At 48.2% G+C, this 12,646-nt stretch carries 9 protein-coding genes; 4 read left to right on the top strand and 5 right to left on the bottom strand.

Annotated features, from left to right (window positions below):
* Positions 1–16 precede the first annotated feature (16 nt).
* The 5 genes from HHL17_RS01025 to HHL17_RS01005 all read right to left on the bottom strand — a co-directional run bounded on the left by HHL17_RS01025 (position 17) and on the right by HHL17_RS01005 (position 5,258).
* Positions 17–853, bottom strand: coding sequence for a CPBP family intramembrane glutamic endopeptidase (locus HHL17_RS01025; protein WP_169222957.1), 837 nt, complete (start codon positions 851–853; stop codon positions 17–19).
* A gap of 70 nt (positions 854–923) precedes the next feature.
* Complete coding sequence (locus HHL17_RS01020; RefSeq protein WP_169222956.1) at positions 924–2,168, bottom strand: DUF1015 domain-containing protein; 1,245 nt, start codon at positions 2,166–2,168, stop codon at positions 924–926.
* A 124-nt stretch (positions 2,169–2,292) separates the two neighbouring features.
* Entirely contained in the window at positions 2,293–3,363 is a 1,071-nt protein-coding gene (serC, locus tag HHL17_RS01015; RefSeq protein WP_169222955.1) for a 3-phosphoserine/phosphohydroxythreonine transaminase, read from the bottom strand.
* A 192-nt stretch (positions 3,364–3,555) separates the two neighbouring features.
* On the bottom strand, positions 3,556–4,542 hold the full coding sequence (locus tag HHL17_RS01010; protein ID WP_240975066.1) for a zinc dependent phospholipase C family protein: 987 nt from the start codon (positions 4,540–4,542) through the stop codon (positions 3,556–3,558).
* 107 nt (positions 4,543–4,649) lie between these two features.
* Entirely contained in the window at positions 4,650–5,258 is a 609-nt protein-coding gene (locus HHL17_RS01005) for a DUF502 domain-containing protein (RefSeq protein WP_169222954.1), read from the bottom strand.
* 322 nt (positions 5,259–5,580) lie between these two features.
* Here HHL17_RS01005 and HHL17_RS01000 point away from each other — a divergent pair, with 322 nt between their 5' ends.
* From HHL17_RS01000 to HHL17_RS00985, 4 genes are read left to right on the top strand one after another with little or no spacing between them, the layout of a single operon-like run.
* Positions 5,581–6,192, top strand: a complete 612-nt coding sequence (locus HHL17_RS01000) for a TetR/AcrR family transcriptional regulator (RefSeq protein WP_169222953.1) — start codon at positions 5,581–5,583, stop codon at positions 6,190–6,192.
* Between the two features lie 4 nt (positions 6,193–6,196).
* Positions 6,197–7,558, top strand: a complete 1,362-nt coding sequence (locus HHL17_RS00995) for a TolC family protein (RefSeq protein ID WP_169222952.1) — start codon at positions 6,197–6,199, stop codon at positions 7,556–7,558.
* Between the two features lie 37 nt (positions 7,559–7,595).
* The gene (locus HHL17_RS00990) at positions 7,596–8,705 is read left to right on the top strand and encodes an efflux RND transporter periplasmic adaptor subunit (protein ID WP_169222951.1); all 1,110 of its coding nucleotides are present in this window, start codon (positions 7,596–7,598) and stop codon (positions 8,703–8,705) included.
* A gap of 30 nt (positions 8,706–8,735) precedes the next feature.
* Positions 8,736–12,296 carry an efflux RND transporter permease subunit gene (locus HHL17_RS00985; protein WP_169222950.1) on the top strand — a complete coding sequence of 1,187 codons (3,561 nt, stop codon included), beginning with the start codon at positions 8,736–8,738 and terminating at the stop codon, positions 12,294–12,296.
* The last annotated feature ends 350 nt before the right edge of the window (positions 12,297–12,646 follow it).

Raw genomic sequence — 12,646 nt, 5'->3', positions numbered from 1 at the left:
CACAGGAAAATTTATATTATATAATTGATTTATTTGTTTTAGTTAACACCCTTTGAAGCAGCAGCAGGGAGATAACCAGCACAACCAGCGCTGAGGAGGTGAGGAGAACGTTCCCCTCCGCTATCAACTTTTGCCACGGGCTGTTCATCGACACATAGAAAAAAATACCATGCAGGATGCCGGCCCAGATGCCAGGCAACACGGAACGCGTATGATGATACATCCAGTTATACAACAGGTTCACCAGTAAGTAAAAACACACTATAATCGGGAGCATATACAACAGGCCCATAAACAGGGTGCTGTTAAGGATGGCTACGGAAGGACGATACCGTTTTAACAACCCATCGAGTAAGATGCCCCGGTGAAGCAGATGCTCTGAAAAAATATAGACAAGACCACAACCATTTGCTATAAAGATATTGTCCGGGTAATACCCTGACCGGTCTTTCATGAGTGTGGCCCAGATGTCGACGTGAAACCATGTGCCAACCCCGATAAACGCGATGGTCAGCGCCGGCATAATCGCGATAGGGAGTAGCATAACAGGCAATGATGGCATCCGGAAGGAAAACGTAAAATCCGGCTCCTGTTTTTTCTTCTGGCCGTAGACAAAAACAGCCAATAACAGGTATACCAGGGCGGATAGGGGCCCTACCAGGTAATTTGCAGAATCGGCCTTGCCATGAGTTACGCCCACATAGATACCGAGACAGATCATAACGATCACCAACAGTCCAAGGATAACTGGAAATAGCAACCAGAGCTGCTTCAGGCTGGGATAGGTTTGGGGCTGCTGTTCTTCAAAAACAGGATCATCAAAAATGGTGTCAGGGGAGGAGGTGGAAGACATAGGTATCAGGGTGAAAACAAACTCCCCTGACGGTGAGGCCAGGGGAGTGGGGATATTGAGAATATGTTGATTAAATCACATGCGTAATGAGGCCATCGCGCAACTTCGGCTCAAACCAGGTGCTTTTCGGAGGCATTACATTGCCGCTGTCGGCAATATCGAACAGTTGCTGAATAGTAACCGGGTACAGGGCGAAAGCTACTTTCATTTCACCGCTGTCTACGCGTTTTACCAGTTCCTGTAAGCCACGGATACCACCTACGAAGTCGATGCGTTTATCAGTGCGCTGGTCTTTGATGCCAAGGTGTTTGTCCAGGATGTTGTTGGACAGGATAGTCACGTCCAGGATACCGATTGGATCGGTGGTGTAGGTGCCTTCTTTGGCTACCAGGCGGTACCAGGCGCCTTCCAGGTACATACTGAATTCATGCAGCATGGACGGTTGTTGCGGCTGGTGACCGATTTCTTCCACAGTAAAGTCGTAGTCGAGACGGGACAGCAGTTCAGCTTTGCTTAAGCCATTGAGGTCTTTTACCAGGCGGTTATAGTCCAGGATGGCCAGCTGGCTGGCGGGGAAGATGGTGGTCAGGAAATAGTTCACCGGATTTTCCACTGAAGTGATGGTGCCTTTTTCCTGGAATTCTTTCTGTACCAGGCTGGCAGAAGCAGCGCGGTGGTGCCCGTCGGCGATATAGGTGCAGGGCACCTTTTCAGCAAACAGGGTGGTGATTTCCTGCACGGCAGCCGGGGTGTTGATCACCCAGATGGTATGCTGGATACCGTCATCGGCCGTGAAGTCGTATGTCGGTTTGTTGTTGTTTTGCCAGTGGTCTATCAGGGCGTTTACTTCCGGCACGTCGTTATATGCGAGGAAAACGTTGCCTGTCTGGGCCAGCGTGGTTTTAATATGGTTGATACGGTCCAGTTCTTTGTCCGGGCGTGTGAACTCATGTTTTTTGATAATGCCTTTGTTGTAGTCGTCTACAGAAGAGGCGCATACGAGGCCTGTCTGGGAACGGCCGTTCATCACCAGTTTGTAGATGTAATAGGCAGGTTGTGCTTCCTGGAACAGTACACCTTCTTTTACCAGGTGTTGCAGGTTTTCTGCTGCTTTATCGTATACCTGCTGGCTGTGGGTATCTATCCCTTCCGGCAGATCTATTTCAGATTTTGAAACATGATAATACGAATGTGGATTACCGGCAGCGGCAGCTTTAGCTTCGTCCGAACTGAGTACGTCATAAGGCCTTGCAGCTACTTGTGCCGCCAGTTCTTCTTTGGGCCTTAATCCTTTGAAAGGTCTGATAATAGCCATGATAAAAATGTAGATGAGGGTAAAAGTAATAATAATAATTACGAAATGCGAATAACGATGATCAAACTGAAGTGATTGTTCAGTTAAATCATCGTTATTCCTATTTCGTAATAGCCGTGGTGGCTTAAGCTTTTTTCAGGGAGAAGTATTTCATGGCTTCCACCATTACTTCTACGCTTTCGTAGGGCAGGGCATTATACATGGATACCCGGAAACCACCGGAGAGGCGGTGACCTTTAATACCAACGATATCTTCTTTCTTACAGAATTTCAGGAATTCATCTTCCATCTCAGGCTTGTCCATGATGAAGCAGGCGTTCATCAGGCTGCGGTCTTCTTTGGCCACCGTACCGCGGAACAGCGGATTGTGGTCAATTTCATCATACAGCAGGGCTGCCTTTTTCTGGTTGATTTTTTCGATGGCTGGTATACCGCCCTGCTCTTTCAACCAGCGAAGGGTGAGCATGGAGATATATACCGCAAATACGGGAGGGGTGTTCAGCATGGACCCGTTGTCTATATGGTTTTTGTAGTCCAGTATAGCAGGGATTTTACGGGTTACTTTACCGAGCATGCTTTTACGGATGGCTACCATGGTGGCACCGGCTGCGCCCATGTTCTTCTGAACACCGGCATAAATCAGCGAGTACTTGTTGAAGTCCATGGAGCGACTCATAATATCACTGCTCATATCCGCGATCAGGGGTACGTCTGTTACCGGGGTCATATGCCACTGTGTACCATAGATGGTATTGTTAGTGGTAATGTGCAGGTAGCTGGCCTGTGGGGGGATGTTGAACTGTTTGGGAATGTGGTTGTAGTTACTGTCTTTGGAGCTGGCTACTACATCTACGAAGCCAAACAATTTCGCTTCTTTGATGGCCTTGTTGGACCATACGCCGGTGTCTACATAAGCGGCTGTCTCACTGCTTTCCAGCAGATTCATAGGTACCTGCATAAATTGCGTGGTGGCACCGCCATGTAAATACAGCACCTCGAAGTCATCATCAAGCTGCATCAGTTCCCTAACCAGGTTACGCGCCTCTTCCATCACCGCTACAAACGGCTCCGTTCTGTGGCCTATTTCCAGTATGGACATCCCTGATCCCTCAAAGTCTATCAGGGCTTTACTGGCTTTGTATAATACCTCGTTGGGCAATACAGAAGGACCTGCGTTAAAATTATGCACCTTCATGTTACGATCTAGATTAAATTCATTTTTTGATCTTTCCACTTTGTTTTGGTTTTTCTAAGGAAACGGAAAAAAAACGGCACGGGTGTTTTAAAACCTGTAAGGCGCGTGGTGTAGGATAGGTTAAAAGACGGTAGGAACAAAGATAAAATTTCTTTTCCAATTATTCTGTATTAGCCTAAATATTTTGCCCGTTTATTCTGTTCTTCCCAGCATGCGTCCCTCTGTCCATCGTTGTTGCAGCTGTTCAAACTCCTGTAACTCGCTCTCCGTAAGGTTTGTGTGATGAAGCTCCTGCAAGGAAGGCTGTCCTGCATTTACCCAGGCGGTATACCAGCAGGCCGCCACCGCTGCAATGGCTTGTTTCATTCGCCGCTCTGTCATACCATTCAATAGCTGATGATATGCTTTCGTATAACCTTCAGCGTAAGTCCTCGTTAACACACCGTTCCTGATCTCATATGCATAACGCTGCGCCGGGGGCGTCTGTTCACTTAACCACTTTTCTTTTTTTAACACGGTGTCTGCTGCAAGGCCGCTACTGGTAACAATCTGCCAGACAAAAGCCCGCCAGTCGGTAATGTAATGCGCTTTGCCGGCCCAATAGTCAAATTCCGCATCTGCCAGCAGTTCAGGGATACGCGATTCCCATAGCCCATGGATGCCGGTCTGACCGGTGAACTGCCCGTTGTGATTGGAACACGCATGCAAAGGTACATGCGCATCGGCTACGTAATGCCCCGCTTCGGCTGATAACTGCAGTATACGCTGCTGGTCCCGCTCACGAAAAGCCTTGGTGAGCATCAACATCATCTTCTCAAGATGCCACGGCAATATCCCGTTGCGCTGCAACGAGTCGGCGCCATACCGCGCCAGGGCTTCCTGCCAGCTGCGCGGGATCTGCCGGTAAGGCGGCTGGTCCAGCACGTCAATGTCCAGGTAATGCCGCGGCGCCTCGGCCGCCACTACATACCGGCGTTTGTCCGGATCGGTGGCGTGCACACGCAGATACTCCAGGTGCGGCTTATACAACACCAGCATCTCGGGAGGCAAACAAAATACCGCCAGCCGGTTGATCCGCTCATGGGCAAAGAAACCCCAGCCACTGGCAGATTCGGCGCAAAACAATAATACAATAGTGAAACTTACAGCGAATCGCTGTTTCAGGATATGGGTTAACATAACAAACAATTTAGAGATTTGGATATTTTGAAAATTTAGCTATTTAATTCAAGCCAGCCAAAGCTTTCGAAGGAATTTAATAACTAAATTTCAAAATACCCGAATGACTAAATGTTCGTAACGCCGCCGCTTACGGCAAATTTCATGGCCTCGCCGGCAGAAATGTTTTCCAGCGGTTTTATCCGCTCTTTCGGTACAATAAAAACTTTACCGGTAATGGCATAGGCATGCGGCACATATACGGCCATATAACCTTCCATGCCCAGGCTGCTCACATCTGTCTGGGTAATAAATCCCATCTCCCACACATCCAGGCCGTAAACCTGTACCAGCACAGGATGATCGAACTTCTTCTTTTCTCCGACAAATGCGTCAAATACGTCCTTGATGGAAGTGTAAATGTATTTGATGAAAGGAGTGCGCTCCAGCAAATGATCAAACAGATCAAAAATCCGCCCGATAATAAAAGAAGAACTCAGGTATCCCACCACTACTACCAGTATCAATACCAGCGCAAACCCTACGCCCTTGTATTTTAGAAAGTTGAAAGAGGTGTCCTCCGGAATGATCTCCTTCGGAATAAGATTGTCAATAGTAACAAACGCCCAATATAAGGTCAGTGCAGTGATCCCGATAGGGGCCAGTATCAACAGGCCCTGGAAGAAATACCGCAATAAACGGGACGCAAACACTTTTAATTTGAGTTTTGGCGACATGGTAAAAGGAATGAAGGCACAAAATTAGACAAATAAGCGGAAGATTACCTGTTCACTACATTGTCTGTCTGTGAAGATTGCCGGAGGCCTGCCGCCGCGCTACTATCAAGGGTTTTTCCACTTCCTTCAGTTTCTCCGGCTTCCTGTTTTCTTCCAATTGCCCGGTTGCTCCGATATCTCCGCCTATCAGGCGAATCAGTAATCATCATGACCATCACAGTTCGGTGTTGCCACATATAAAAAATAATTACTGGAAACTTTGGAAGTTTAAAAAGTTTCCATAGTTTTGTCTTCGCATCATAAAGCCTGTTAAAGCACTCTTATGGAACCGCAGGAACGTATCATGGACACGGCTTTTGGCCTGTTTCGACAATATGGCACCAGGTCTATCACCATGGATGACATCGCTGAGAAAATGGGCATCTCCAAAAAGACCCTCTATGCCCACTTCATGGATAAAGACGACCTGGTAACACAGGCGATTACCCGTTTTATCAGCATCGTGGAAACAGAATGTCTGACAGACCGCGAAAAATCAGCCGACGCCATCGAAGAACTGTTCCTCGTCATGGACATGCTGGACCGCCGCATGCGTAATATGAACCCGGTCGTCCTGCTCGACCTGCAAAAGTTCCATGCTAAAGCTTATCAGGTGTTTTTGAACTATCAGAACAACTCATTGACCAACACTATCCGCGAAAACCTGGAACGTGGGATCAATGAAGGACTCTACCGGCCGGACCTCGACATCAGAACACTGACTCAATACCGCGTTTACGGATGTATGCTCAGCTTTCAGCCCGAAGCATTTCCGGGTAGCTCCGATATGACCAGGGTACAAAAAGTGCTGCTGGAAAATTTTCTGTACGGAGTAGCCTCTGCTAAAGGGTATAAGCTTATCGAAAAGTACAAACAACTATCGCAAAACATATAACACTATGCAACGTATCAGAAGGCTCACCGGCATGGCTTCCATGGTGGGACTGCTCGCAGCGGCCATCAGCGCCGGCGCCCAGACCATCTCCCAGGAGCCTGTCCGCCTGTCGGCCCGGGAAGCAGTGGACTACGCCTTGGTTAACCAGGCAGCCGTAAAAACGGCTAAACTGGATGAACTGATCCAGCTGGCCAAAAATAGAGAGGTCAGCGGATTAGCTTTGCCAAACATCACCGGTACCGGCCAATATCAGTACAACCCGATCGTCCAGAAACAGATGTTCAGCCTGGGCAACTTCAACCCGTCAGCGCCCAAAGATTCCTTTGCTGTGGTCTCTTTCCAGTTGCCACACAATGCCATGGGCGAAGTAAGGCTCACGCAGACCCTCTTCGATCCCAGCGTACTGGTGGCCCTGCAAGCCCGTAAAACACTGGAAGACCTGGTCTCTAAAAATGTGGCCAAATCACAGATTGATGTGAAAGCCAACGTATACAAAGCCTATTATAATGTACTGTCTGCCCGGAAAGCATTGTCTATCCTGACAAACAACATCACCACCCTGGAAAAGCTCCTCAACGATACCAAAGAAATTAATAAAAACGGCCTGGTGGAAAAACTGGATGTAGACCGCCTCGTAGTGCAATACACCAACCTTCAGACAGAACAAACCAAACTCCGCAACCTCGTTGAAATAGGCGTGGCTGCGCTCAAATACCAGATGGGCATGCCGCTGAAACAGGTGGTAGTGCTCACAGATACCCTGTCCACCGAAAGAATCGCTGAAAGCATTCCCGATATGGACAAATTCGACTACTCCCAACGTATCGAATACCAGTTGCTCGAAACACAAAAGAAAGCCAACGAATACGATCTGAAAAGATACAAGATGAAAGGCTTGCCTAGCCTGCAACTGTTCGCCGCTACAGGTGCCCTCCGCGGCAGTGATAAGTTCGACTACCTTAAGACCCAGATGTGGTACGGTTACCTCAATACCGGTCTTAACCTCTCTGTGCCCATTTTCAGCGGTATGCAACGCAGAAGACAAGTAGACCAGGCCCTGTTGAACGTGAAGAAAAGTGAAGTGGCCATCGAAAATGCCAAGCTGGGCATCGATCTGGAAAGAGAACAATCTGCTTCCACTTTCCGCAACAACGTGCTGAGCCTGCAAGCGCAGGAAAAAAACATGCAACTCGCGGAAGATGTACATAATACCACTCAGATCAAATACCGCGAAGGCGTGGGTTCCAGCCTGGAAATGACGACAGCCGAAAATGACCTGCTCACCGCCCAGAACAATTATTTCACCGCACTGTACAACGCTATCGTAGCAAGGATAGACCTGCTGAAAGCTTATGGCAAACTATAGTGCAAAACATTTTCAATCACCTATCACTACTAGCTATATGAATAAAAGATATCTTTTCACAGTCCCGGTGCTCGCCATAGTAATAGCTGCCTGCGGCGGCGGTGGCAACAAAACCCAACAACTGGAAAAACTGAAACAGGAAAGGGCTGCCATCGATTCTAAAATCGCTGCCCTCGAGAAAGAAGTGGGTAAAAAAGATACTGTAGCCAGAAAGAAAGATGTTACCGTGTCTGAGGTAAGAGACACCGTATTTGAACACTATATCGATGTACAGGGCAGCGTAGACGCCCGCGAAAATGTTAACGTGTCCGCCCGCGCCATGGGGGTGATCACCGCTATCTTCGTACGCGAAGGCCAGCAGGTAAGCAAAGGCCAGACACTGGCCCAGGTAGATGATCAGGTGCTGAAAGCCAGTATGGCCGAACTGCGTACCCAGATGGACCTCGCTAATATACTCTTCGAAAAACAGAAAAATCTCTGGTCACAGAAAATAGGTTCTGAAGTGCAGTACCTCAACGCTAAAAACCAGAAGGAAGCACTGGAAAGGAAAATGGCCACCCTGCAGGACCAACTGTCCCAGACCCGCATCATTGCCCCCATCAGCGGCACCGTAGATGCGGTGATCGCTAAAGTAGGCGACAACGCAGCACCCGGTAATCCTACCTTCCGCGTGGTAAACGCCAATAACCTGAAAGTGACGGCCAACGTGGCAGAAGCTTATGCTGGTCTCCTCAAAAGCGGCGACCGCGTAGTCATCGCTTTCCCGGATATTAACCGCGAAATAAAAACCAACATCGCCTTTGCCTCCAGGACTATCGATCCGCTCAGCCGCACCATCAAAATAGAAGTGCCGCTGAAACCCGATAACACCCTGCGTCCTAATATGATCGCCCATATTAAAATTGTGGACTACGCTACCAGCAACGCTGTTGTAATACCGGTGAACCTGATCCAGTATTCTTCCGGTAAACCCTTCGTCATGGTGGCGGAATCCAAAAACGGCCAGCTGGCCTCCCTGCGCAGGACCATCGAAGTGGGACGCACCTATAACGATAAGGCTGAAATCAAAGACGGCTTAAAAGCTGGTGATAAAATCATCACCACCGGTTACCAGGGCCTCAATGATAATGACCTGATCAAACTGTAATGCTGACCACTAACAGCCAAAAACAAGTTTATGCAAGACAATCTCCATAAAGAATTTAAACCCACCAGCTGGTCCATTGATAATAAGGTGAGCATCTATGTGGCCACCATTATCATTGCGCTGGCGGGTATTCTTTCCTATATCAACCTGCCAAAGGAACAATTCCCCGAAGTGGTGTTCCCGCAGTTTTATATCAATACCATCTATGCCGGTACTTCCCCGGAAGATATGGAAACACTGGTGACAAAGCCTATCGAGAAACAGCTCAACGGCATCTCCGGCGTAAAGAAGATCAAAAGCACCTCCATGCAGGACTTCTCCGCCATCACCATCGAGTTCAACGCCAATGAAGATATAGAAGCTGCCCGCCAACAGGTAAGGGAAAAAGTGGACGACGCTAAAAAAGACCTGCCGAAAGACCTCACACAGGAACCGCAGATCGTGAAAATTGACGTGTCCCAGATTCCCATCATGAACGTGAACCTCTCCGGCGACTTTGACCTGCAAACACTCAAACGTTATGCAGATGACATGAAGGACCGGATCGAGGCACTGAATGAAATCACCCGTGTAGACCTGGTAGGTGAACTGGAAAGGGAGATACAGATCAATGTCGATAAATATAAAATGGATGCCGCCAGGATCGGTTTTGATGATATCATCGGTGCTATCCAGGGTGAAAATATTACCATCTCCGGCGGCCTGGTGTCTATGGACGGCCAGAAACGTACCCTCAGCGTAAAAGGAGAGTACAAAGACCCGGCTAAGATCGGTAACATCATCGTACGCGGACAATCCGGCGCTACCGTTTATCTGAAAGACATCGCCAACGTAGTGGACGGTTTCCTCGAGCAGGAAAGCTACGCCCGTCTCGCTGGTAAAAACGTGATCACGCTCAACGTGATCAAACAAAGCGGTAAAAACCTGATCGATGCGTCGGACAAAATACAGGCCATCAAGGCAGACATGGAAGCCAACTACTTCCCGAAAGGCCTGCATGTGACCATCACTGCTGACCAGTCTAAATCCACCCGCGTAACCCTGCATGACCTGATCAATACCATTATTATCGGCTTCATTCTGGTGACCATTATCCTCATGTTCTTCATGGGCGCGGTAAACGCTATTTTCGTGGCGTTGTCTGTACCGATCTCTATGTTCATCGCCTTCCTGCTGATGCCGATGTATGGGTTTACCCTCAATATGATGGTGCTGTTCTCCTTCCTGCTGGCATTGGGTATTGTGGTGGATGACGCCATTGTGGTGATAGAAAACGTGCACCGTATTTTTAACGAACGAAAAGACCTGGGTATAGTAAGAGCCGCCAAGATAGCGGCGGGAGAGGTATTCTTGCCGGTATTGTCAGGAACCCTGACGGTGTTGGCGCCATTCGTACCGCTGTTATTTTGGCCCGGCGTGATCGGTAAGTTTATGTTCTACCTGCCGGTGACGCTGATCACCACCCTGGGTGCATCACTGGTAGTGGCTTACATCATTAACCCGGTGTTTGCGGTCGACTTTATGGACCGGCACGAAGGTGAGGAGCATGCCAAACCGAAATTTAACCGTAAGTTCCAGATACTCACCGCTGTATTTGCGGTGATAGCCATCATCGGCTATGCTAATGGCAGCGTAGGGGTGGGCAACTTTGTGATCTTCGCTTATCTGATGATCGCGCTGGAACGTTTCTGGCTGGGCGGCGTAGCGCGGCACTTCCAGAACACCTTCTGGCCTAAAGTACAGGAGCGTTACAAACAAATCCTGAAATGGTGCCTCATCGGCTGGCGTCCGGTCTGGATCCTGGTGGCTACTTTCGCCCTGCTGATTTTCAGCATTATCCTGACGGGTATCCGTAACCCGAAAGTGGTGTTCTTCCCACAGGCAGATCCCAACTTTGTCTACACTTACATCGAACTGCCTAACGGTACCGATCAGAAATACACAGACTCTATTACCCATATTGTGGAAGACCGCATCACGAAAGTAGTGGGTCCGAACAATCCAATTGTGGAGTCTATTATTTCCAACGTGGCCAAAGGCGCCGGTGATCCGTCGCAGATGGACATGAGCACCCAGCCGCAGAAAGGCAAGGTGACCGTGGCTTTCGTTGAATTTGGCGCCCGTAACGGTCAGTCTACCGTACAGTACCTCGATAAAATCCGCAATGCCGTAAAAGGTATCCCGGGCACTAATATCACCGTAGAGCAGGAGCAGGGCGGTCCTCCTACCGGTAAACCGATCAATATCGAAATCACCGGTGATAACTTTGATGAACTGACTAATTCTTCGTTTAGGCTTAAACGTTATTTGGATTCCCTGCATGTTGATGGGGTGGAAGAGCTGAAAAGCGACTTTGAAGCGAACAAACCCGAGATCGTAGTGAATATAGACCGGGAAAGGGCTAATAACGAAGGTATTTCCACCCGCCAGATCGGTGGTGCCCTGCGTACCGCTTTGTTTGGATTTGAAGCGTCCAAAATCAGGGATGCCAAAGACGAATACAAGATCATGGTGCGGTTACAGGAAAATCAGCGTAACAATATCAATAACCTGATGAACCTCAACCTGGTATACCGGGATATGAACATGGGAGGGGCTGTGCGCCAGGTGCCGTTGTCGGCAGTAGCAGATATCCATTACTCCAATACTTACGCCGGTATCAAACGTATTGACCAGAAGCGTGTGATCACCTTGTATTCCAATGTGTTGACCGGCTTCAATGCCAATGAGGTAGTACAGCATATCGAAACAGCGCTGCATGATTTCAGTCATCCTAACTCCGTGACAATCAAGATGACCGGTGAGCAGGAAGATCAGAAAGAGACGATGAACTTCCTCCTGATGGCGATGTTGGGCGCATTTGGGCTGATTCTGATGATCATGGTAACGCAGTTCAACTCTATTGGCCGGCCGTTGATCATCTTTATGGAGATCCTGTTCAGTATTATCGGGGTGTTCCTGGGCTTCTCCATCTTCAAAATGGACATTTCCATTGTGATGACCGGGGTAGGTATTATGGCCCTGGCAGGTATTGTGGTGCGTAATGGTATTGTGTTGGTGGAGTTTACCGACCTGCTGGTGATGCAGAACATGCCGGTATATGAAGCTGTGGTGGAGGCGGGCAAAACCCGTATGACGCCGGTATTGCTGACGGCTATTGCCGCTATTCTGGGGCTGATTCCGCTGGCAGTGGGCTTTAATATTGACTTTGCCACCCTGTTCAGTGAGTTTAAACCGCATATTTTCTTCGGAGGTGACAACGTAGCCTTCTGGGGACCGTTGGCCTGGACGATGGTGTATGGGTTGATTTTTGCGACCTTCCTGACCCTCATCCTGGTACCGGTGATGTATGCCATGAACAAACGTTCCATCGATGTGCTGGACCGTTATAAATTGTCCAGGACGTTGAAATATGTGCCTTTCCTGGTGCTGATATTAAAAATATTTATGAAGAAAGAGGAGGTGAAGAAGCTGCATGATCCGAAGTATCTGTCAGCCAAGCCTTACAATTTCTTTCCGGCCCCTGAAAAGGAGCAGCAGGAAGAAATTCTCCGGAAAAACGCCAAAGTAGGCGAGGTTTCCGTGAATTAAAGACTTGATAATTACATCTTTTAGTAATACAGTGTAACAGTTGTAGGTTAACAGTCTCCGTCCTGATTCTTCAGGACGGATTTTTTTTTGTATATTGTGGATGAAACCATATTTTTATTGTTGTTAACAAATTTTAACAAACAGGATGGTGGGCAATTGGATAGCTATTGTTACATTTGACCCTAAGAGCGTTCACGTTACTAGCTATATACAGCCTTAGTCTTAGTATGCCATATGATTATCGGACGTTAAATTTTGACAGAAAACAGTCTGTTTTAAACAGTTATACAGGATTGCCTGTTTTATCTAGATTAGATTATAGATTTTAGCGAAGGAAAGACACTGGTATC

Source organism: Chitinophaga fulva (genome assembly GCF_012927205.1).
GTDB lineage: Bacteria > Bacteroidota > Bacteroidia > Chitinophagales > Chitinophagaceae > Chitinophaga > Chitinophaga fulva.
The sequence above is the reverse complement of the archived record's forward strand: the minus strand, read 5'-3'. Positions and strand labels throughout refer to the sequence as shown.

Excerpts from the sequence above, each read along its gene's own strand:
- HHL17_RS01000 (WP_169222953.1), top strand. The coding sequence starts at position 5,581 with ATGGAACCGCAGGAACGTATCATGGACACGGCTTTTGGCCTGTTTCGA.
- HHL17_RS00995 (WP_169222952.1), top strand. The coding sequence starts at position 6,197 with ATGCAACGTATCAGAAGGCTCACCGGCATGGCTTCCATGGTGGGACTG.
- HHL17_RS00985 (WP_169222950.1), top strand. The coding sequence starts at position 8,736 with ATGCAAGACAATCTCCATAAAGAATTTAAACCCACCAGCTGGTCCATT.
- HHL17_RS01020 (WP_169222956.1), bottom strand. The coding sequence starts at position 2,168 with ATGGCTATTATCAGACCTTTCAAAGGATTAAGGCCCAAAGAAGAACTG.
- HHL17_RS01025 (WP_169222957.1), bottom strand. The coding sequence starts at position 853 with ATGTCTTCCACCTCCTCCCCTGACACCATTTTTGATGATCCTGTTTTT.
- HHL17_RS01005 (WP_169222954.1), bottom strand. The coding sequence starts at position 5,258 with ATGTCGCCAAAACTCAAATTAAAAGTGTTTGCGTCCCGTTTATTGCGG.
- serC (WP_169222955.1), bottom strand. The coding sequence starts at position 3,363 with ATGAAGGTGCATAATTTTAACGCAGGTCCTTCTGTATTGCCCAACGAG.
- HHL17_RS01010 (WP_240975066.1), bottom strand. The coding sequence starts at position 4,542 with ATGTTAACCCATATCCTGAAACAGCGATTCGCTGTAAGTTTCACTATT.
- HHL17_RS00990 (WP_169222951.1), top strand. The coding sequence starts at position 7,596 with ATGAATAAAAGATATCTTTTCACAGTCCCGGTGCTCGCCATAGTAATA.